This is a genomic window from Mycobacteriales bacterium (genome assembly GCA_030697205.1).
In the GTDB taxonomy this organism is placed as follows: Bacteria; Actinomycetota; Actinomycetes; order Mycobacteriales; family SCTD01; genus JAUYQP01.
The window spans coordinates 1-21075 of the sequence record JAUYQP010000003.1 but is presented as its reverse complement, the minus strand read 5'-3'; the positions used below and the strand labels follow the sequence as shown (position 1 = coordinate 21075).

General features: G+C 73.4%; 17 protein-coding genes and 1 pseudogene. 12 read left to right on the top strand and 6 right to left on the bottom strand.

What is annotated here, in order from left to right; all coding sequences use genetic code 11:
• Nucleotides 1–30 precede the first annotated feature (30 nt).
• From Q8R60_00440 to Q8R60_00400, 9 genes are all read left to right on the top strand, one after another.
• A complete protein-coding gene (locus Q8R60_00440; GenBank protein MDP3710934.1) occupies nt 31–828 on the top strand; it encodes a DUF4115 domain-containing protein in 798 nt (265 codons plus the stop codon).
• Between the two features lie 20 nt (nt 829–848).
• Nucleotides 849–2228: a 30S ribosomal protein S12 methylthiotransferase RimO gene (rimO, locus tag Q8R60_00435; protein ID MDP3710933.1), complete on the top strand. Its 1380-nt coding sequence runs from the start codon at nt 849–851 to the stop codon at nt 2226–2228.
• A 7-nt stretch (nt 2229–2235) separates the two neighbouring features.
• Nucleotides 2236–2874, top strand: a complete 639-nt coding sequence (gene pgsA / locus Q8R60_00430) for a CDP-diacylglycerol--glycerol-3-phosphate 3-phosphatidyltransferase (GenBank protein MDP3710932.1) — start codon at nt 2236–2238, stop codon at nt 2872–2874.
• Nucleotides 2871–4118 carry a CinA family nicotinamide mononucleotide deamidase-related protein gene (locus tag Q8R60_00425; GenBank protein MDP3710931.1) on the top strand — a complete coding sequence of 416 codons (1248 nt, stop codon included), beginning with the start codon at nt 2871–2873 and terminating at the stop codon, nt 4116–4118. The genes pgsA and Q8R60_00425 overlap by 4 nt, the downstream gene beginning before the upstream one ends.
• Before the next feature lie 125 nt (nt 4119–4243).
• On the top strand, nt 4244–4555 hold the full coding sequence (locus Q8R60_00420) for a helix-turn-helix transcriptional regulator (GenBank protein ID MDP3710930.1): 312 nt from the start codon (nt 4244–4246) through the stop codon (nt 4553–4555).
• A gap of 31 nt (nt 4556–4586) precedes the next feature.
• A complete protein-coding gene (locus Q8R60_00415) occupies nt 4587–5276 on the top strand; it encodes a helix-turn-helix domain-containing protein (GenBank protein MDP3710929.1) in 690 nt (229 codons plus the stop codon).
• The gene (locus Q8R60_00410; GenBank protein ID MDP3710928.1) at nt 5273–5746 is read left to right on the top strand and encodes a DNA starvation/stationary phase protection protein; all 474 of its coding nucleotides are present in this window, start codon (nt 5273–5275) and stop codon (nt 5744–5746) included. The genes Q8R60_00415 and Q8R60_00410 overlap by 4 nt, the downstream gene beginning before the upstream one ends.
• Before the next feature lie 78 nt (nt 5747–5824).
• Nucleotides 5825–7606, top strand: coding sequence for a substrate-binding and VWA domain-containing protein (locus tag Q8R60_00405; protein MDP3710927.1), 1782 nt, complete (start codon nt 5825–5827; stop codon nt 7604–7606).
• A 29-nt stretch (nt 7607–7635) separates the two neighbouring features.
• Nucleotides 7636–8412: a hypothetical protein gene (locus Q8R60_00400; protein ID MDP3710926.1), complete on the top strand. Its 777-nt coding sequence runs from the start codon at nt 7636–7638 to the stop codon at nt 8410–8412.
• A 194-nt stretch (nt 8413–8606) separates the two neighbouring features.
• Here Q8R60_00400 and Q8R60_00395 read toward each other — a convergent pair whose 3' ends face one another.
• Complete coding sequence (locus Q8R60_00395; protein ID MDP3710925.1) at nt 8607–10526, bottom strand: BNR-4 repeat-containing protein; 1920 nt, start codon at nt 10524–10526, stop codon at nt 8607–8609.
• A 130-nt stretch (nt 10527–10656) separates the two neighbouring features.
• Between Q8R60_00395 and Q8R60_00390 the strand changes: the two are divergent.
• A pseudogene (locus Q8R60_00390) lies at nt 10657–11370 on the top strand (PspA/IM30 family protein).
• Nucleotides 11371–11467: 97 nt separating this feature from the next.
• On the opposite strand, the gene Q8R60_00385 reads toward Q8R60_00390, so the two are convergent.
• From Q8R60_00385 to Q8R60_00370, 4 genes are all read right to left on the bottom strand, one after another.
• Nucleotides 11468–11818 carry a hypothetical protein gene (locus tag Q8R60_00385; GenBank protein ID MDP3710924.1) on the bottom strand — a complete coding sequence of 117 codons (351 nt, stop codon included), beginning with the start codon at nt 11816–11818 and terminating at the stop codon, nt 11468–11470.
• An 11-nt stretch (nt 11819–11829) separates the two neighbouring features.
• On the bottom strand, nt 11830–12678 hold the full coding sequence (locus tag Q8R60_00380) for a DNA-formamidopyrimidine glycosylase family protein (protein MDP3710923.1): 849 nt from the start codon (nt 12676–12678) through the stop codon (nt 11830–11832).
• Nucleotides 12665–12988 carry an antibiotic biosynthesis monooxygenase gene (locus Q8R60_00375; GenBank protein MDP3710922.1) on the bottom strand — a complete coding sequence of 108 codons (324 nt, stop codon included), beginning with the start codon at nt 12986–12988 and terminating at the stop codon, nt 12665–12667. The genes Q8R60_00380 and Q8R60_00375 overlap by 14 nt, the downstream gene beginning before the upstream one ends.
• A gap of 175 nt (nt 12989–13163) precedes the next feature.
• Entirely contained in the window at nt 13164–14405 is a 1242-nt protein-coding gene (locus Q8R60_00370) for an MFS transporter (protein MDP3710921.1), read from the bottom strand.
• A 117-nt stretch (nt 14406–14522) separates the two neighbouring features.
• On the opposite strand from Q8R60_00370, the gene Q8R60_00365 reads away from it, so the two are divergent.
• Nucleotides 14523–16664 (top strand): EAL domain-containing protein, encoded by a 2142-nt coding sequence (locus tag Q8R60_00365; protein MDP3710920.1) that lies wholly within the window; start codon nt 14523–14525, stop codon nt 16662–16664.
• A 189-nt stretch (nt 16665–16853) separates the two neighbouring features.
• Nucleotides 16854–18038: a cytochrome gene (locus Q8R60_00360; protein MDP3710919.1), complete on the top strand. Its 1185-nt coding sequence runs from the start codon at nt 16854–16856 to the stop codon at nt 18036–18038.
• On the opposite strand, the gene Q8R60_00355 is transcribed toward Q8R60_00360, so the two are convergent.
• Nucleotides 17996–20632: a hypothetical protein gene (locus Q8R60_00355; protein ID MDP3710918.1), complete on the bottom strand. Its 2637-nt coding sequence runs from the start codon at nt 20630–20632 to the stop codon at nt 17996–17998. The two genes, Q8R60_00360 and Q8R60_00355, sit on opposite strands and share 43 nt — an antisense overlap.
• Nucleotides 20633–21075: the final 443 nt, after the last annotated feature.

The window sequence follows — 21075 nt, the reverse complement described above, 5'->3', positions numbered from 1 at the left end:
CCCGTCCCACCGGTTGGAGGTGGTCGTTTCATGACGACCCCTGACGAGCACGCCTCGCTCGGTGCTGCGCTGTGCGCTGCCCGCGAGGCTGCCGGTATGACGGTGGAGAAGGTCAGCGAGCGCACCCGCATCCGGGCGACGCTGATCCGTGACCTCGAGGCCGACCGCTTCGACTCGAGCGGTGCGCCGGTCTACGCGCGTGGCCACCTGCGCAGCATCGCCGGCGTCGTCGGGGCCGACCCGGCCCCGCTGCTCGCCCGCTTCGACCGCGAGGTCGGCACCGAGACCTCGCCCGTCGTCGAGACCGTCGCCGCGACGCCGGTGCGGGCCGCCACCTCCGGCTTCTCGCTGCCTGTCGCGCAGGCACCTGAGCGGCGTGGTCCCAACTGGGCGGTCGCCGGTGTCGCCGCCGTGGGCCTGCTCACCGCGGTGATCGCGATCGGCACCATCGTGGACTCCGAGCCGCGCGAGCCGGCTGCCCTCGGCACCGTCCCGACGGCGACCCCAGCCCCCGTGAGCACCCCGACGGCGCTGCCGAGCGAGGCCACCGCGCAGGCGCCGACCTTCGACGGCGCCGACCTGCGCATCCGCACCATCGGCGGGGCGTCGTGGGTGCGGGTCAGGAACAGCGCGCGCAAGACGCTGTTCGAGGGCGTGCTCGCCGACGGGCAGTCCAAGGACTTTCGCGACGCGACCGCGCTCAACATCGTCGTCGGCAACGCCGGCGCGGTGTCGATGGTCTGCAGCGGCAAGGACCTCCCGCGCGCGGGCGGCAACGGCAAGATCGCGCGCTTCTCCTGCAGCGACACCGGTCTCGTCCCCGCCTGAGACCTCACTAGACTCGGGCGGTGACCCGCCGCCGCGTCTCCCTGCTCACCCTCGGGTGCGCGCGCAACGAGGTCGACTCCGAGGAGCTCGCCGGCCGGCTCGAGGCCGCCGGCTGGGAGCTCGTGGCCGACGGCGAGCCGACCGACGTCGCCGTCGTCAACACCTGCGGCTTCGTCGAGTCCGCCAAAAAGGACTCCATCGACACGCTGCTCGCCGCGTCCGACACCGGGGCGAAGGTCGTCGCCGTCGGGTGCCTCGCCGAGCGCTACGGCAAGGAGCTCGCCGAGCAGCTCCCCGAGGCCGACGCCGTCCTCGGCTTCGACTCCTACGCCGACCTGTCGTCCCACCTCGACACCGTGCTCGCCGGCGGCCACGTCGAGGCCCACACCCCGGCCGACCGGCGGCTGCTGCTGCCGATCAGCCCGGTCGAGCGCCAGCAGCCCGCTGCCGACCAGAGCGTCGGGATCCCCGGCCACGCGGGCGGCCCCCACGTCCTGCGCAAGCGCCTCGACGACGCGCCCGTCGCGAGCCTGAAGCTCGCGAGCGGCTGCGACCGGCGCTGCTCGTTCTGCGCGATCCCGAGCTTCCGCGGGGCGTTCGTCAGCAGGCGCCCGTCCGACGTGCTCGCCGAGGCCCGCTGGCTGCGCGACGCCGGCGTGCAGGAGCTCGTGCTCGTCAGCGAGAACTCCACGTCCTACGGCAAGGACCTCGGCGACCTCAAGCTGCTCGAGACGCTGCTGCCGGAGCTCGCGACGATCGTGCCCCGCACCCGGCTGTCCTACCTGCAACCCGCGGAGATGCGGCCCACGCTCGTCGAGGTGCTCACCGGCACGGAGGGCGTCGCGGCGTACTTCGACATGTCCTTCCAGCACAGCTCGCCGACCGTGCTGCGGCGGATGCGGCGCTTCGGGGGCACCGAGTCCTTCCTCGCGCTGCTCGAGCAGGTCCGCGCGCGGGCACCGCGCGCCGGTGTCCGCAGCAACGTCATCGTCGGCTTCCCCGGCGAGACCGAGGATGACGTCGACGAGCTGTGCCGCTTCCTCGAGCAGGCGCGCCTCGACGCGATCGGCGTCTTCGGCTACTCCGACGAGGACGGCACCGAAGCCGAGGGGCTGCCCGACCACCTGCCGCAGGACGTCGTCGACGACCGGGTCCGCCGCCTCACGGCACTGGCCGAGGAGCTCACGTCGCAGCGCGCCGAGGAGCGGGTCGGCGAGGTCGTGCAGGTGCTCGTCGAGTCGGTTCTGCCCGACGGCACGGCCGAGGGGCGGGCCGAGCACCAGGCCCCCGAGGTCGACGGCAGCACGACACTCACCGGCGGGTCCTTCGTCGTCGGCACCTTCGTCACCGCCCAGGTCACCGGCACGGTCGGGGTGGACCTCGTGGCGAGCGCCCTGTGAGCACACCATGAGCACCGCGACCGGTCCTGGCGACGCCGCCGCCGACCCGGTCGCCCGGGTCAGCAACTTCAACGTCGCCAACTACCTCACGGTCTTCCGGCTGCTGCTCGTGCCGGTCTTCGCGGCCCTGCTGCTCGCGGAGGACGGCGACAGCGAGGGCCTGCGGGTCGCGGCGACGCTGGTGTTCGCGCTGGCGTCCTACACCGACCGCGTCGACGGGCAGCTGGCCCGCAGTCGCGGCCTCGTGACGAGCTTCGGCAAGCTGGTCGACCCGATCGCCGACAAGGCGCTCATCGGGGCGGCCCTGATCGGGCTGTCGGTGCTCGACGAGCTGCCCTGGTGGGTCACGGTCGTCGTGCTGGTCCGCGAGCTCGGCGTCACGCTGCTGCGCTTCTGGGTGATCCGCCACGGCGTGATCCCGGCGAGCCGTGGCGGCAAGCTCAAGGCCCTGCTGCAGGCGCTCGCGATCGGCTTCTACCTGCTGCCGCTGACGGGTCTGCTCGCGACCGGCCGCGCGCTGTTCATGGCGGTCGCGGTGGGGGTCACGGTCGTCACCGGCATCGACTACGTCGCGCGCGCGGTCACCCTGCGTCGCACGAGCGAGCGCGCCGCGGTGAAGCGCGCGCGCAAGCTCGCCAAGGGATGACGCTCACCGCCGCGGTCGTCGCGGTCGGCGACGAGCTGCTGCTCGGCGACGTCGTCAACACCAATGCGTCCTGGCTCGGTGACCAGCTGCGCGCCGTGGGGGTCCGCGTCGTGCACTCCGCGATGGTCGGCGACGACGTCGACCGGATGGTCGTCGCACTGCGCCGCGCCCTCGACGACGCCGACGTCGTGCTCGTCACGGGCGGCCTCGGGCCGACGACCGACGACGTGACCCGGGAGGGCGTGGCGGCGGTCGCGGGTGTCGGGCTGGTGCGCCGGCCCGAGCTGGAGCTCGAGCTGGCGGAGCGCTTCGCGTCGTACTCCCTGCCCATGCCCGTCGAGGTCCTGCGCCAGGCCGACGTGCCCGAGGGCGCCGACGTGCTGCCCAACCCCGTCGGCAGCGCGCCCGGCCTCCGCCTGCCGGTGGGCGACCGGGTCGTCTACGCCCTGCCCGGGCCGCCCCACGAGCTGCGCGCGGTCGCCGAGCCCGTCCTGGCCGAGCTGCGCAAGCGCTCCGGGTCGCTGCTGATCACCCGCACCCTGCACTGCTCCGGCGCGGGGGAGTCGTCGGTCGCCGGGCTCGTGCAGGGCGCCGTCGAGGTCCCCGAGGGCGTCGCGCTGTCCTACCTCGCCTCGGGTGGCGTCGTCCGCGTGCGCTTCACGGGTACGACGCAGGCGGTGCTCGCCCCGCTGGTCGACGCGGCCGCCGCCGCACTGGGCGACCTGGTCTGGGGGCGCGACGACGACACGCTCCCGGGGGTCGTCGCTGCGCTGCTGCTCTCGCGCGGCGCGACCGTCGGGGTGGCCGAGTCGCTCACCGGTGGACTGCTGGCCGCCGCACTCACCGCCCTGCCCGGGTCGTCGTCGGTCGTCCGCGGTGGCCTGGTGCCCTACGCGACCGACCTCAAGCAGTCGCTCGCGGGGGTCCCCGGGCCGCTGCTGTCCGCCCACGGCGCGGTGTCGCAGGAGACCGCCGCGGCGCTCGCGGCCGGCGCCCGCGAGCGGTGCGGTGCCGACTACGGCCTCGCGACGACCGGTGTGGCGGGGCCGTCCGAGCAGGAGGGCCACGCGGTCGGGACCGTCTTCGTGGCCGTCGCCGGCCCGGGTGGCGGCCCCGGTGGCGGCCCCGGTGGCGGCGAGGTGCGGGCGTGGCAGCTGCCCGGTGATCGCGACCGGGTCCGCGCGATCACCGTGACGCTCGCCCTCGACCTGCTCCGCCGCCATCTCGTCGCCGACGCGCTCTGAGCCGTCGGGGGGAATCCCGGGCCGGACATCGCCCGTTGGACAGGAGCGGGTCGGCCCTGGGGCATAGAGTGATCCCCGGGCTCGGACCTGCGGGGCTCGAGCGGCACGAGTGTGGAGGTGGGCGCGTGGCGGTCCTGAGGACGCTGCTCGGCGAGGCCCTGCGCGACACCCGGCTGCGCCAGCACCGCACGCTGCGCGAGGTCTCGACCGCCGCGCGGGTGAGCCTGGGCTACCTCAGCGAGGTGGAGCGCGGCCAGAAGGAAGCGTCCTCCGAGCTGCTCGCGAGCATCTGCGGCGCCCTCGGTGTCCGGCTGTCGGACCTGCTGCGCGACGTCAGCGAGACGCTGCGGATCGTCGAGCCCGAGCCGCTCCCGGTGCCCGTCCCCACCGGCGCCCGCCGCCTGCACGCCGCCCCGGACGTCTCCGCCGCCGCTTGACGCGATCCCGTGCGTCTGGCAGACACTCGGCGTGAGCGACACCGTCTCGTCCGACATCTCGCCGTCTGACGCGCCGCTGCGCGAGCCCGGCACCCGGGCGCGGTCCGGCAACGCCATGCTGCGCACCCGCGCGGCCATCCTCGACGCGGCCGCGGGGTGCGTGGAGCGCTACGGCGTCCGCAAGACGACGATGAGCGACCTCGCCACGCAGGCCGCCGTCGCGAAGGCGACGCTCTACAACCACTTCCGCACCAAGGACGACGTCCTCGCGGCGCTCGTCACCAGCCGGGTGCAGGCGCTCGGGGCCACCACGGCCGCGCTCGCCGCCGGCCGTCACGACACCGTCCCGGGGATGCCCGTGCCGTTGCGCTCCGGCCTGGCCGCAGCGCTGGAGCACGCCGCCGACGAGCTCGCCCGCTGCGCGCCGCTGCGCCGGGTCGCTGCCGAGGAGCCCGCGGTGCTCGCCGTCGTCGCGGTCCCGGCGGCCGGCCGCACGTGGGACGTCGTACGCAGTGCGGTGGTCGAGGTGCTCGAGGCTGCCGACGTCGCGGGCGAGCCGCCCGCGGTCGAGCTGGTCCTGCGGTGGCTCGTGTCCCAGGCCACCTGGCCGGGGACGCGTGAGGAGGTCGCCCTCGGGGCAGGGCTGCTGGAGCGCGGGCTCACCGCCCCTCGGGTCGAGGTCCCCGCGCAACCCGCCACCGACGCACCCCTCGGGAGATGACCATGAGCACTGTCAAGAGCCCGCTGCCCGACGACGCCAAGCAGGTCACGGGAGAGGCGCTGCAGGGTGCCCTCGTCGACCTCATCGAGCTGTCCCTCGTGGCCAAGCAGGCCCACTGGAACCTCATCGGCCGCAACTTCCGCAGCATCCACCTCGCCCTCGACGAGGTCGTCGACCAGTCGCGCATCTACATGGACACCGTCGCCGAGCGGGCGATAGCGATCGGCGTCAACCCCGACGGCCAGACCCACGCGCTCGCGGCGCAGTCCAAGGTGCAGCCGCTCGAGGTCGGCTACGTCCAGGTCGACAAGGTCATCAGCTACGTCGTCGACGTCCTCGGCCCGATGATCGCCCGCTTCCGCGAGCGCATGGACGCCACCGAGAGCGCCGACCCGGTCAGCCAGGACCTCATGATCGCGATCACCGCTGAGCTCGAGAAGACCCACTGGATGTTCCAGGCCGAGCAGTAGTCGGTCCGTCGCCCCCCGTCATGACACGATCAGGGCTCACCTGATCGAGGGGGAAGCGCGTTGGCGGGTCGTAGTCGGTTGCCGGTCGTCGTGGCGGTCGTCGTAGGCGTCATCGCGGTCGCGGCGGTGCGCGCCGTCGTCACGGGCGACAGCGGTGACGACCCGACCGCGATCAAGGTCGACAGCGACTGCACCCAGGTGGCTCTGACTGCGTCGTCGGAGAAGGCCGCGCTGCTGCAGCGCATCGCCGCCGACTACGCCGACGACGACGGCGAGGTGGGTGGCACCTGCGTGCAGGTGCAGGTCACCAGCAAGGCCAGCGGCGGTGCCGCCGATGCGCTGGCGCGCGGCTGGGACGAGGGCGTCGACGGCCCGCGCCCCGACGTCTGGTCGCCCGCGTCGTCGACGTGGACGGCGCTGCTGCGCCAGCAGACCGCGGCCCGCGACGCGCCCGACCTCGTCGGAGACGCCGAGCTGCCGTCGCTCGCGCGCACCCCGCTCGTCATCGCCATGCCCAAGCCGATGGCGGAGGTGCTCGGGTGGCCGGCCAAGCCGCTCGGCTGGGCCGACATCCTGGCGCTGGCCAAGGACCCGAGCGGCTGGCAGCGCTTCGGCAAGCCCTACGGCGCGTTCAAGCTCGGCAAGACCAACCCCAACTTCTCCACCAGCGGCCTCAACGCCACCATCGGCGCCTACTTCGCGGCCACGGGGCTGTCGAGCGACCTCGCGCTCAAGGACCTCGTCAAGCCAGCCGTGCAGACCTACGTCAAGAGCGTGGAGGGCTCCGTCGTGCACTACGGCGACACGACGCTGACCTACCTGTCCAACCTGCAGAAGGCCGACGACCGCGGCCAGGCGCTGTCCTACGTCAGCGCCGTGACCGTCGAGGAGAAGTCGGTCTGGGACTACAACCAGGGCAACCCCACGGGCGACCCGAAGACGCTGGGGCAGCACGCGAAGCCGCGCACGCCGCTCGTCGCGATCTACCCGAAGGAGGGGACGCTCTACAGCGACAACCCCTACGCCGTCCTCGACGCCCCGTGGGTCGACCAGCCCACGAAGGACGCCGCCGCGGACTTCCTCACCTACGCCCGCGGTGCGGCCTCGCAGCGGCTGTTCGCCGAGGCCGCCTTCCGCGGCTTCGACGGCAAGGCCGGCGACCGCATCACCCAGGTCGAGGGGCTGCTGCCGGCCGAGCCGAAGGCGGTGCTCAACCCGCCGTCGCCACAGGTCATCGCCGCGGTGAAGACCTCCTGGGAGTCGCTGCGCAAGCGGGCCAAGATCCTGCTGGTCCTCGACACCTCGGGCTCGATGGGCGACTCGGTCGGGTCGGCGGGCACGTCCAAGCTCGAGCTCGCCAAGCGCGCCGCCGTGAAGGCCGTCGACCTCATCGCCAAGGACGACGAGGTCGCGCTGTGGGCCTTCTCGACCCCGCTCGAGGGGGACACGACACCGTTCCGACCGCTGGTGCCCTTCCGGCCCGCGGCCACCAACGCTGCGCTGGTCAAGAGCACCATCGCCGACCTGCAGCCCGACGGCGGCACCGCGCTCTACGCCACCACCCGCGCCGCCGCCCAGGTCCTCGCCGAGCGCTACGCCCCCGACAAGATCAACGCGGTGGTGGTCCTCACCGACGGTCGCAACGAGTACCCCCCGGACAGCAACCTCGACTCGCTCACCAGGGCCCTCGACAGCGAGGACGCCGACCGCCAGGTCCGCGTCTTCACCATCGCCTACGGCGACGACGCCGACCTCGGCGAGCTGCGGGCGATCGCGGAGGCGTCCAAGGCTGCGGCGTACGACGCCTCCGACCCCGGCTCGATCGACAAGGTCCTCGCCGCGGTCCTGTCCAACTTCTAGTCGATGTCGTCGTAGAGGTGTCGTCGTAGATGTCGCTGTCGGAGGAGCTGCGCGACCCGTGGGGTCTCGTCGTCGCGGGCGTCGCGGGCGGGCTCGCGTGGGCCTTCGCGGCGCCGGTGGCCGCTGCGGTGGCGGTCGGCGCAGGGGTCTACGGCGCGAAGGTCCTCACCGGTGTCCTCACCGGCAGTGGTGGCGAGGCCGCACCCGCACGCCGACCGGCGCTGCCCCGGCCGCCCAAGGGGAGCCCTCCGGCGTACTGGCTGGAGCGGGCGGAGGGGGCCGTGCGCTCCCTCGACGCCCTCGCCCGGACGGCGTCGACGGGGGCCGCGGGTGACGCGGTGCGCTCCGCCGCGACCGACGCCGGCCGCACCCTCGACGAGCTGCTGCGGGTCGCGGCGCAGGTGACCGCCGTGGTGGCCGCCGAGTCGCGGGTCGACCTGCACGGTCTCGACGGCGAGGCCGAGCGGCTCGAGCAGCGGGCCCGCGCGGCGACCAACCCCGAGCAGGCCGCGGAGCTGCGGCGCTCGTCGGCCGCGGTGCGCGACCGGCTCGCGGTGGCGGCCCGGCTCGACGAGGCCCGCGACACCCTGCTCGCCCGGATGGAGGCGACCGCGCTCGGGCTCGAGGGCCTGGTCGCGCGGCTCGCGGAGGTGCTCGCGCTGACCGCCACGAGCGGTGGGGTCGACACCAGCGCGGCCGAGATCGCCGAGCTCGCCACCGAGCTCGACGGGCTGCGCGAGGGCCTCGCCGAGACCGAGGCGCTGTCGCGCCGCGCCCTCGGCCAGGCCGACCCGCCCCCACCCTGACGCCCCGCTGACCGTCCCTACGCCCCGCCCCGCCCCGCCCGACCGCGCCGCCCTCACGCCCCGCCCGACCGCACCGCCCGACCGCACCGCCCCTCCCCGCCCCGCCTGAGATTGGGTGGGGTTTCTCGGCGTGTCGTGCCGCGGCGCGCCGACGAAAGCCACCCAATCCGGGGGGCGGGTTCCGGGTGGGCGGGTCAGCGGAGGGTGACGCGGCGCCAGGGGGTGGCGTTGCCGACGTGGGTGGCGGTGCCGGTGAAGCGCACCTGCACGTCCGTGGGCCGGGCGAGCCGAGCCGGGAGCAGGACGCGGCCGTCGGGGCCGGTCGTGCGCGCCGCGAGCACGCGCACCGTCGTCGTGCCGGGCTCCCGGCCGAGCAGCTCGACGCGCTGGCCGGCTGCGGGTCGACCGTCACCGGTGCGCAGCAGCGCACCGGTCGTGACGCTCCGACCGAGCCGCGCGGTGCGCGTCACCACAGCGGTCAGCGCGGTCGTCGGGCGCGTCGACCGGACCAGCGCGGCCGGGCTGCGCGAGGGGGAGAAGGAGTCGTCGCCGGGCCAGGTCACGGCGTACTCCGTCGACCCGACGGGAGTGGGCTGAAAGTGCACCAGGCCGTCGAGCCCGGTGCGCAGCTCCGCGACGTGGCCCCAGGTGGTGAGCCCCAGCGGTCGGGACAGCAGCGTCACCTCGCGGTCGAGGACGGCGGCACCGGTCGGGTCGACGAGCCGCGCGCTGACCCGCAGCGAGGAGCCGGGGACGACCGACAGGACCGCGGCGTTGATGCGCGTCGTGGTCGCGACCGGCTGGCCGGGGACGACCGCGGCGGTGCCGCGCAGCGAGGTGCGGAAGGTCGTGAAGTGCGGGTAGGCACCCGACATCCAGAGCGCCTCCATGTCGAGGCCGTCGGGTAGCCCGCGCGGGCGGACGGGGCGCAGGTTGGTCTCGGTGCTGGCCGACGTGACGGCCTCGGCGACCCAGCTCGCGCCGTGGTCGCGGGTCGTCCAGCGCTCGACCTCGGCGATCGCCGGGTCGCTGCCGGGGCGGGCGAGGTAGACGACGGAGGGCTCGTCGTGGTCGAGGGTGATGCCGGCGGAGTAGGACCGCTCACGGCCACCGGTCGCGACCGTGCCGCCGGCCGGGCCGAGCTCGCGCACGACCCAGGAGGTGCCGTCGAAGCGGGCCCAGTGGTAGCGGTGGTCGGTGGTGCTGCGGATCGTGGCGAAGACGACCACCGGCAGCCCATCAGGGCCGACCGCGACGTCGTGCACCCAGCCGCTCGTGCCGGTCGCGGGACCGTCCCAGAGCAGATCGCCCTGCCCCGCCTCGATGCCGTCGGCGAGCGCGCCGAGCAGCCGCCCGTCGGCGCCGCGCAGCTCGCCGGCGGTGTAGCGGGAGAAGCGCACTGAGCTCGTCAGCTCGTCGGGGTGCCCGTCGGTGAACGCCAGCGCGATGCCGCTGCCGCCGTCGCCGGCGACCTTGACGTAGGGGCGCATGTCGCCGTTGCTCACGACCACCCGCGCCGCCGACCAGGTGACGCCGTCGTCGTCGGACGTGACGTAGCCCTGGTGGCTGTAGCCGGACCGGAAGAACAGGTAGATGCGGTCGCCCTCGCCGGGGACGCGGACCGGGTTGGTGTAGGTGACGACGCTGTCGCCCGGCACGAACGACGTGATCGTGCGGGTCGGCGCGAAGCTCGTGACGTCACCGGGCCGGCTCGTCGTGCGGATGTGGATCGCGGGGCCGTTGTGGCCGGACCAGAAGACCGACACCCGGCCGTCGGCGTGGCGCAGCAGCGACGGGTTGTTGTGGTCGTCGACGACGAAGGCGGTGCGCACCACAGCCGACTGAAGCCGCTTGGTGGTGTGGTCGTAGGCGCTGACGACGATGCTGCCCTCGGCGTCGATCCAGCTGGCGAAGGTGCGCTTGGCGGGGCCGGGCACGTGCACCGACCGCGGGTCGGAGAACCAGCACCACGCGCCCCCGCTGCCGACGACCGCCTGCGTCTCCGAGCCGGGGACGCGCGGGAGCAGCGTCCCGTCGGCGGCCTGCGCGGGCGAGGCGCCCGTCAGCGTGGCCACGAGCAGCAGCCCGACGGGCAGGAGACGGGGCGCGGGCACGTGTCGACGCTACGTCGGGAGCCTGCGCTCACGGGCGGTTTCCGGCGTACCGGGAGGTCTGAGTGCTGTGACCTGGCGCCTGCTCTGACAAGATGCCCGCAGCACCCTTGGACCGACGTGAGGAAGACCTGTGGCGAACCCGTTCGTGCGTGGCTGGAAGTACTTCATGGCCCTGCTGTCCGGGAAGCTGGACGAGCACTCCGACCCGAAGATCCAGATCCAGCAGGCCATCGAGGAGGCGCAGCGCAACCACCAGCAGCTGACGCAGCAGGCGGCCGCTGTCATCGGCAACCAGCGCCAGCTCGAGATGAAGCTCGCGCGGCAGATGACCGAGGTCGAGAAGCTGCAGGCCTCGGCGCGTCAGGCCCTCGTCATCGCCGACCAGGCGCGGGCCGCGGGTGACGAGAAGAAGGCGGCGGAGTACGAGCAGACCGCGACCACCTTCGCGACCCAGCTCGTCGCGGCGGAGCAGTCGATGGAGGACCTCAAGCAGCTGCACGACCAGGCGCTGCAGGCGGCCGAGAAGGCCAAGCAGGCGGTCGAGAACAACGCGATGACCGTGCAGCAGAAGCTCGCCGAGCGCAGCCAGCTGCTCAGCCAGCTCGAGCAGGCCAAGATGCAGGAGCAGGTCGCGAAGTCGCTCAGCTCGATGTCGGAGCTGTCCGCGCCGTCGGGGACGCCGTCGCTGTCGGAGGTCCGCGACAAGATCGAGGCGCGTTACGCCAAGGCGCTCGGTGCGTCGGAGCTCGCGAGCAACAGCGTCGAGGGCCGGATGCTCGAGGTGCAGAAGTCGACCCTGGAGATGGCAGGCTCGGCGCGCCTGGACCAGATCCGCGCGTCGCTCGGCGGCAACCAGCTCGCCGCCCCGCCGGCCGCCACCCCGGCGCCCGTCGCCGACGCCACGCCCGCGACCCCCGAGGCCGACGCCGACAAGGCCTGAGTCAGAGGCTGCGCGCCACGGCCGCGCCGCGGGCGGTGCGCGACCAGCAGTCGGGTACGTCGAAGCGCGTCGACTCCACGAGGCCGCCGTCGAGCAGCTGGCGGCTCGCCGCGGCGAAGGCCGGGCCGTCGAGCAGCGTCACGTCGCGCAGGTCCTGGGCGCTGCTGCCCGGGAAGGCCCCGACCGCGCGCAGCAGCCGGGTCGCCTCGTCGGACAGGCGTGGGACGAGCCGCCTGCGTGCCGCCTCGACGACGGCGAGCAGCGGCGGGTCGGTCAGGGTCCGCGCGAGGGCCTCGAGGCCGGTGCCGGTGGCGACTGCCTCGGCGACCCGCTCGGCGTCGGTGGGACTCACGGGGTCTGGTGTCACGGGGTGTACCTCGTCCTGCCGAGCGGTCGAGGCGCCCGCACGGTTGTCGGTGCAGGCGCCGGCCCGAGCTGGCAGCGGGGGCACCAGTAGGACAGCCGCTGGTAGGGCGCCACTCCCTGCTCCGCGGACACGATGCGCGTGCCGCAGCGCCGGCACGGCTTGCCGGACCGCTCGAAGACCCAGTGGTCCTCGCCGCGGCGCAGCGACCCGGTCGTGGTCTGCTCCCAGTGGTCGCGGTTGGTGAGCAGCAGCCTGCGCCCCAGGCGGACCAGGCCGGGGAGGTCGGTCACGTCCTCGACCCGGACCCACGGGGTGAGCCCGCGCAGGAAGAGCACCTCGGTGCGGTAGAGGTTGCCGAGGCCGGCGAGGTGGCGCTGGTCGAGCAGTGCCATCCCGATCTCGGCCTCGGGGTCGGCGGCCAGGCGCCGAAGGGCCTCGTCGAGGTCCCAGTCGGGGCCGAGCAGGTCCGGCCCGAGGTGGCCCACCGCGCGGTCCTCGGCGGCGGTGGGCAGCAGCTCGACGACGGGCAGCCGGTAGCCGACCGCCTCCCACTCGTCGTTGGCGAGCACCACCCGCACCTGCCAGTCGGGGCCGCCGTTGCGCGTGTCGCCCGGCCGGTAGAGGTGCCAGGTCCCGTCCATCCGGAAGTGCGTGTGCAGGGTGAGGTCGCCCTCGACGCGGGTGAGCATGTGCTTGCCGCGGGCGACGACCTCGCGCACCACGCTGCCTGTCAGGTCGGTCGTCGCCAGCTGAGGGACCCGGAAGTCCGACACCGTCAGCGCCCGCCCGGCGAGCGCGTCGTGCATCCGCTTCGCCGACAGCCAGACCGTGTCACCCTCGGGCACGCGCGCTCGCGTAGTCCGTCGTACCGACCTGGATGCTGTAGGTCTCGTAGTAGGCCTCGACCCCGCGGCGCTGGGCGGCGCGGTGCTCCGGGTGGTCGCGCCACCCGTCGTGGCTCGGCCGGTCGGCGAAGGTCACCAGCGTCACGCGCTCGCCGTCGTCGGCGGTGAAGGCCTTGTGCTCGACGTAGCCCGGCATGGCGCGGGCGAGCTCGGCCATCCGCGTCGCGTCGGCGGAGTAGGCGGTCTGCGCGTCGGCGTCGTCGCGCAGCCGGTTGCGGAAGACGGTCACGACCTGGCCCTCGGTGAACACGGGCTCATCCTCCCCGACGCGGTGGTCGCGCACGCGTCAGGCCCTGACGACGCTGTCACCCTCCGACACGTCGTCATCGTCCCCCACCTGCTCAACAGGAATCAGGGCGAAGGTGTCGCAAACAGCGAGCCCGGCCGGCCGAGGCCCGCTGACCTGACGCCGTCCTCCCGGCGAGTCAGGCCGGTTGGAGCTCGGGGGCGTCGACGGGTGGGGTGTCGTCGTCGAGGCCGAGGGTGCGGGTCGAGTGGGGCAGGACCCCCAACGCCATCGCGACCGCACCGATGAGCCCGCCGACGACCGTCACCTCGACGGCTCCGACGGCCGCGGCCACCGGGCCGGCGAGCAGGTAGCCGAGCGGGAGGAGCAGGAGTGAGCCCATCCAGTCCCAGGCCGAGACCCGCGACAGCAGGTGCGGCGGGATGCGGACCGCGAGGGCCGTCTCCCACCACACCGCGAACAGCCCGATGCCGATGCCGGCCAGGACCATCACCGCGTAGAGCACGACGACGTCGGGACCGAGGCCGTAGACCGCGATCGACAGCGGCCACGGGATGGTGGCGACGATCCCCGCGAGCATCGGCCGGCGGGGCTTCCAGCGCGACCCGAGGACCGCGCCGCTGACGGTGCCGACCCCCCAGAAGACGTTGGTGAGGCCGTAGACCGCCTCGCTGCCGTAGACCTCCTCGGCGACCGCGGCACCGAGGACGAAGAACGGTGCGAGAGCGGTCAGCAGTGCGACGGAGAAGACCGCGATCGTCACCCACACCCAGGCGCGCTCGCGCACGGCGTGGAAGCCCTCGCGCAGGTCCTCGACGACGGTGGCGTCCGCGACCCGGGTGCCGCGGTCACGGGTACGGATGCGGAGCAGCAGCAGGGCGGAGACCGCGAAGGTCGCGGCGTCGAGGGCGAAGGCCCACGCCCCACCGACCCCGAGCACGAGGAAGGTCGCGAGGCCGGGCGACGCGATCGTCGCGACTTCGCGGAACATCCCGGTCAGAGCCTGCGCCTGCTGGATCTCGTCCTCGGGGACGGTCTGCGGGACGAGCCCGGTGTAGGCCGGCCGGAAGAACGCGTCGGCGACACCGAAGAGGACCCCGATCACGACCATGTGCCAGACCCGGACCGCCCCGGTCGCGATGAGGACGGCCAGGGTGCCGTGCAGCACCGCGCGGGCGGTGTCGCTGACGACCATCACGAGGTGACGGGGCAGCCGGTCGGCCACGACGCCGCCGAAGAGCACGAGCGCGCACAGCGGAGCGGCGTACGCCGTGAGGACGGCTCCCACGTCGCTCGGGTTGCTGGTGAGGTCGGTGACGTAGAGCCCGATCGCGACGATGATCAGGGCGTCTCCGAGCACGCTGAGGGACTGGCTGACGAACAGCAGCCGGAAGTCGCGCAGGCGCAGGACGGAGAGCACTCCCTGACGGTAGGCGCAGGCGCCAGTGGGTTTCGGCGAACGGCTACCGCGGGACGACCTGCGACGGCACACTGACCGAGACAGGCCGGGGGTGACATGGCAGACGAGGGGTTGGGCATGCGCAGCCTCCTGCTGCACATGGGTGACCTGCTCGTCGTGCTCGACCGCGACGGCGTCATGCGCTACGTCAGCCCGTCGGTGCAGCGGCTGCTCGGTCACGACGACCTCGAGATCACCGGTCGGTCGGCGTGGGACTTCGTCCACGACGACGACCAGGCGGCGGGTGACCGCGCGCTGTCCTCGGCGGTCGGGCGACCCGGCCCCGGCGAGCCCCTGGTGCTGCGGCTGCGCAGCGCGTCCGGCGCGTGGGTGGCCTTCGAGGTGCTTCCCAACAACCTGCTCGACGACCCGGAGGTCGCGGGCGTCGTCGTGGTCGCGCGCGACGTGACCGAGCGCCAGCGCGGCGAGCGGGTGCTGCAGGGCCAGGCCGACCTGCTCGAGCTCATCGCCGCGGGCGCGGACGTCCCGATCGTCCTCGCCGCGCTCGCCGCTTGGGTCGAGCAGACCCTCGACGGGATCCGCTGCTCCATCCTGCTGCTCGAGCAGGGACGACGTCACGGCGTCCTGCGCGACTCGGCCTCGCCGAGCATGACGGCGGCCTACCGCGCAGCCATCGACGGGATGTCGGTGGAGGTGCCCTTCTCGCCCTGCGCTGTCGCGGTCCGCCGCGAGGAGCCCGTCCTGGTCCCCGACCTGCTGGCCGACGAGCAGTGGGCGCCGATGCACGCCCTCGCCCGCGAGCTCGGGGTCCGCAGTTGCTGGTCCTACCCCGTCGTGAGCCCGGCGACCGGTGCCACCCTCGGGACCTTCGCGCTCTACGCCGACGAGGTCGGCCTGCCGGACGCACCGACGACAGCGCTCATGCGCCGGGCCAGCCACCTGGTCGGGATCACCGTCGACCGCCACGAGCTCGTGACCCGGCTCGGCCATCAGGCGCGTCACGAAGCCCTCACCGGCCTGCCCAACCGCCTGATGCTCATCGAGACCCTCGCCGGGCTGCTCGCGTCGGGGGAGGCTCCCGTCGTGGTCTTCCTCGACCTCGACCGGCTCAAGGTCATCAACGACTCGCTCGGGCACGAGACCGGCGACGAGCTGCTGGTCGACATGGCCCGCCGGCTCCGCGGTGCGGTCGCTCCGCGCGACCTCGTGGCGCGCTTCGGTGGCGACGAGTTCGTGGTCGTGCTGCCCCAGGACGGGACGCGCACCGATGTGGCCGAGCTGATGGCGAGCATCCGCGAGGTCGTGTCCGACCCGATCGTCCTCGAGGGCCGCGTCATCACACCGGGCGCCAGCGCGGGTGTCGTCGTCGCGAGCCCGGGCCAGTCCGCCACCGAGGTGCTGCGCGACGCCGACATCGCGATGTACCGCGCGAAGCACCGCGGTGGTGGCGGGTATGCGCTGTTCGGGGAGGACATGCGGCAGCGCGCGTGGGATCGGCTCGACCTCGAGACCCAGATCCGCCACGGGCTCGCGGTCCAGCAGTTCCGCGTGCACTACCAGCCGATCGTCGACATGCGACGAGGTGACCGCGTGCTCGGCTTCGAGGCGCTGGTTCGCTGGCAGCACCCTGAGCGCGGGCTGCTCGCGCCGGCTGCCTTCATCTCGCTCGCGGAGGAGACCGGGCTCATCGTGCCGCTCGGCGAGTGGGTGCTGCGCGCTGCTGTCGCGACCGCCCGCGGCTGGAGCGACAAGGTCGATACGACCGGCCTGACCATGTCGGTCAACCTCGCCGGTCAGCAGCTGCACGCCGTGGGGATGACCGCCATCGTCCAGGAGCTCAAGGACGCGATCATCCCGTGGACGCTGGGCCTCGAGTTCACCGAGTCGACGCTGATGGACGACACCCCGCTCGTCGCAGCGCTCATCGCCGAACTCGCCTCGACCGGCGCCCGGCTGTCCATCGACGACTTCGGGACCGGCTTCTCGTCGCTGTCCTACCTCACCCGGCTACCCGTGCGCCGGCTGAAGATCGACCGCAGCTTCGTCGCGGACCTGCCGCACAAGCCGGAGGCCGCGACGGTCGTCGGCGCCATCATCGGCCTGGCCGCCAAGCTCGGCCTCACGGTGGTCGCCGAGGGCGTCGAGACGCCCGAGCAAAGAGCCACCCTGCTCGAGATGGGCTGCCGCTTCGCGCAGGGCTACCTCTTCGGCCGGCCCGTCCCCGAGGACGACGCGCTCGCCCTGCTCCGCAGCCGGTAGACGCGGGGCCGCTCCGGCAGGCAGGATGTAGAACACGTTCTCGCCAGGAGCCGTCTCATCACCACTGCCGTCGCACCAGCCCCGCCGCGCGTCCCGTCGTACCTGCCCTGGGTCGGCTCGGGCTTCGCGCTGCTGCGCGACCCGACGCGCTTCTTCGCGACCCAGCGGGCGCGGCTCGGCGAGACCTTCGTGGTGCGGGCCTTCGGCTTCGAGCTGTGGTGCGTCTTCTCACCCGACGGCGTGAAGAGCCTCTACGCGCTGCCCGAGCACAAGGGCAGCTTCGGCCTGGCGTCCTACACGCTGCTGCGGCTGAAGGTCCCCGAGGAGCTCTTCAGCGGGCTGCGCAACGGACCGCACACGATGTGGAAGACCGACGACGTTGCGCGCTACCTCGACAACCTGCGCGCGGCGATCGCCGTCGAGCTCGAGGTGCTCGGTGACAGCGGCGAGATCGAGCTGTTCTGGGCGGCCAAGCGGCTCGCCCACCGGATGGGCCTCGCGTCGTGGATGTGCGACGAGGCGACCGAGCCGCGCTACCTCGACCGGCTGGTCCCGCTGTTCGAGCAGCTCGACGCCGCCGAGGCCTTCGTCAACCCGACCCAGGCCTTCCGGACCCGGCTCACCCGCTACCGCCGCGAGCTCTCGGCGCTGCGCGGCATCGAGGAGATCGTCGCGGAGATCTGGCACGCCCGCGGCGGCGAGCGGCGCGGCGACTTCCTCGAGCAGGTCGTCGACAGCTACTCCGACAAGCCGCTCGAGGAGGCCCTGGTCCTGGCCGCGCGCGACGTGGTGCTCATCCACCTCGGGTCGCAGAGCAACATGTACGCCGCGCTCGCTTGGACGCTCGTCAACCTGCTGCTGCGCCCCGACCTGCTCGCTCAGGTCCGGGCCGGCGACAGCGCGCTGCTCGAGAGCGTCGCCAACGAGTCGATCCGGCTTGCCCAGCGCTCACTGACCCTGCGGCAGGTCGTGCGACCGGTCGAGGTCGACAGCGGAGGTACGACGTACGCCGTGCCCGTGGGCGCGTTCGTCACGACGATGCTGTCCGTCCTCAACACCACCGCCGCACCCGGCCTGGACCGCTTCGACCCGGCCCACTACCGGGGGCGGATCCTGTCCAAGGACGTGCCGCTGGTGTCGAAGGAGCTCGTCAGCACCTTCGGCCACGGCGCCCACACCTGCCCGGCCGGGCGCTTCAGCAACGTGACCATCTGCCTCGCCGTGCAGGCCCTGGTCGATGCCCTCGACCTCGAGCCGATGTTCGCCGACGCCGCCCCGCGACGCCGCCAGATCGGCGGCGTCGCGAGGGCGGAGCGGCCCTGTCGGGTGCGCTACTTGCGCCGGGCGGTGGCAGAGGTCGTCGGGAGCCGGTAGCCCCAGACGCCGCGGCTGTGGGTCGCGGCGTAGAGGACCCCGTCCGGCCCGACCGACAGGTCCATCACGGTCGTGGCCGGCAGGCCGGTGCCGAGCCGCGCGAACGTGAACGCGCCCGTGGTGCCCGAGCGGGTCCCGACGACCGCACCGAGGTCGGTGCCGACGTAGGCCGTGCGGCCGCCGTCGGTGACGATGACGTCGTCGGCCGGGACGTCGGGGAGGTTGCCCCCCACGTCGACGAAGGTCGCGCCGCCGTCGCGCGACTCGAAGAGGTGACCCAGCCCCTCGGGCCCGCCGCTGAAGCGCCGGTTGAAGCCGTTGACGGCGACCACGACGTGCCGGCCGTCGGACGGGTCGACCCAGACACCGGACAGGAAGCGGTTGGGCAGGCCGGTGGCCGCGACCTTCGTGCCGGTCCACGTGCGGCCGACCTTCTCGACCCGGGCGAGGCCCCGCGTGAAGCCGTTGTTGTTGCACTGGCTGCAGTAGCCGGCGTAGACGACGTCACCCGCCGACGCGAGTGCGGTCGTGGAGTTGAGCCGGCCGTTGCCGTCGGCGCCCAGGTCGAAGGCCGGGGTCCAGTCGCGGCCGCTCCTGATCGCGAAGCCCTTGTCGTAGGTCCACACCGTGTTGCCGGCCGCGACCCAGTGGTCCGGGTCGGTGCTGTCGGCCTCCATGGGCGCGATGAAACGCGGCGCGGCATCGAGCGGCGCGATGTCCACCGTCGAAGACGTGACCCCGTCGGACTCACCGCAGTTGGTGGTCTTGCGCATCGCCAGGAAGACGTACTCCTGCACGATCCGGCAGCCGTCGCGCGGGTCGACGATGACGTCGCCGCCGTCCCCACCGAAGTTGGAGCCCATCACGCCGGTGGTCTCGGTCGTGCTCCCCGGGAAGCCCTTGTACGCCGGGTACGCGGCTGCGTCGCCGGGGTCCGTGGTGGTGCCGTCCGGGCGGACACCCCGCAGGACCGACCCGCCGTTGTCCTGCAGACCGCCCGACAGCACGACTCCGCCGTACGTCGTGTCCGTGCCGACGGAGGCGGCGTAGTACTGCAGGGAGCGCAGCGTCGCGTTGTGGCTGACCCAGTCGGTGGCATTGCCGTTGGCGTTGAGCGCCGTGCTGCGCGCCGGCCGGCTGTAGACGCCGCCGTCGTTGCCGACGAAGACCCGGCCGCCGGCGAAGAGCACGTCGTGCTGGTCGGGGTGGGTCGTCGTCGGGCAGGTGTTCTTCGCGGGGTCGACCGACCAGCACGGGAAGTAGAAGTTCCAGTACGGGCCCGCGGCGGTCCAGCTGGTGCCGCCGTCGCGGGTCTCGTAGACCTCTTCAAGGCCGAGGTAGACGTGGTCGGGGTCGGTCGGGTCCACCGCGAGGAACTGGTTGTACCAAGCCTGCACTCCCGGGCCGTAGCCCTTGCCGCCGATGCTCTGCTTCAGCGCGGAGCCGCGGCTGGCGAGGTTGGTCGAGTCCGCGATGCGGTTCCACGGCCCTTCGAGCGAGCCGTTGCGGCTGACGAAGACGCCGGCGAGCACGGTGCTCGCGGCCCTGTTGCCCCCGGCGACCATCGCGGTCGTCGACTGGATGACGGCGTAGAGGCGTGACCCGTCGGCGCTCTGCGCGAAGGTCGTGTTGCCGATCTCCTTCGGGTTGATCGCGCCGCTCGGGTTGACCCGCGTGAAGGACCCGGCCGCGCCAGTCGGGGAGTACCAGAAGCCGTTGCCGTAGTAGGTGTGGTCCGTGCTGCTGCGCCAGCCGGCCGCGACGAGCACGCCCGGCTGGCCGGGTCGCGTGACGACGTCGTTGACGATGTTGGCGTAGACGGCGTTGCTCGATTGGGCGGCCCCGAGGGCTGCCTGGTTGAGGACGAGGACGCGGGTCCACGGCTGGCCGCCGGTGTCGGCGGTGCGCCACAGCCCGCGGCTGGTGGCGGCGTAGACCAGGCCGGTGCCGTCGAAGTGCAGCTTGTTGATCGTCGTGCCGGACAGCTCGTCACCGCCGACGGGTGTCCACGAGCCGCCGGTCCGGCGGTAGACCCCGTCACCGGCGTAGGACGTGCCTCCGGTGTTGGCCTCCCCGGTCGCGAGCCACAGCTCGCCCGCGGGGCTGACGGCGAGATCGCCGACCGACAGCGACGGAAGGTCGTCGCTGATCGGCTGCCAGTCGCTGCCGTCGCCGGTCGCCGAGCGGAAGACCCCGCCGTTGGCGGAGCCGGCGTAGAGCGCCCCGGACGGGTCGCTGGCGAGGGCCACCACCCGGCCCGAGACGATGCCGAGGCCGCCGGTGGCGTTGCCATAGGGGTCGCGGTAGCGCAGGTCGTCGGAGTCGTAGGCGACGTCGGTGGTCTCGGTCCACGCGCCGCCGCTGGTCGGCAGCGCGGACAGCGCCGCGAAGGCCTGGCGGTAGGCGCCGGACGGGACGAGTCCGCGCGGCTGAGCGAGCTGCTCGGCCGCGGTCTGGGCCTCCGAGGCGTCGCTGCCCGGGAAGCCCTGGACCGGCAGCAGCCGGGCAGCGGGCTCGGCGGGCAGCGCCTCAGGCGCGAGGGCGGGAGCGGCGAGGGGGCTGCCCGAGGGCGTTGTCCCGAGCAGAGCGGTCACGCCCACGGTCACCGCCAGAGCGGCGATCGTCCTGCGAGAACGGGAGTGGGACGGGCGGACGTACGGCCGATGGTGCGACAAGGCGGTGCCTTTCCGAGAGACCGGATTGGCTGGGTGGTGGGGGGACTGTAGGTCGCTGCTCCATCCGGCCGCTAGGAGGCTCACCCGTCCGGGCCAGCGGAGATAGGACCGTGTGGCCTCGCGGCCACCCTCGGGGAGGTCGCCTGCGGTCGCCGCCACACGCGCACACGACAGCAGTCGGGACGATCGGCCATAACAGCCTCCGTTCCGCGGGCTTGCCCTCGTCGGTGTTGTCACATCGCCGGCGTCGCGAGGGAGGAGCGGCCCTGCCGGGTGGGCTACGTCCGCCGCATCTGATTTCCCTTGCGGCAAAGATCGCCGTCTGTCACTGTTGTCTGGTTTGGGGGGGGGGGGGGGGGGGG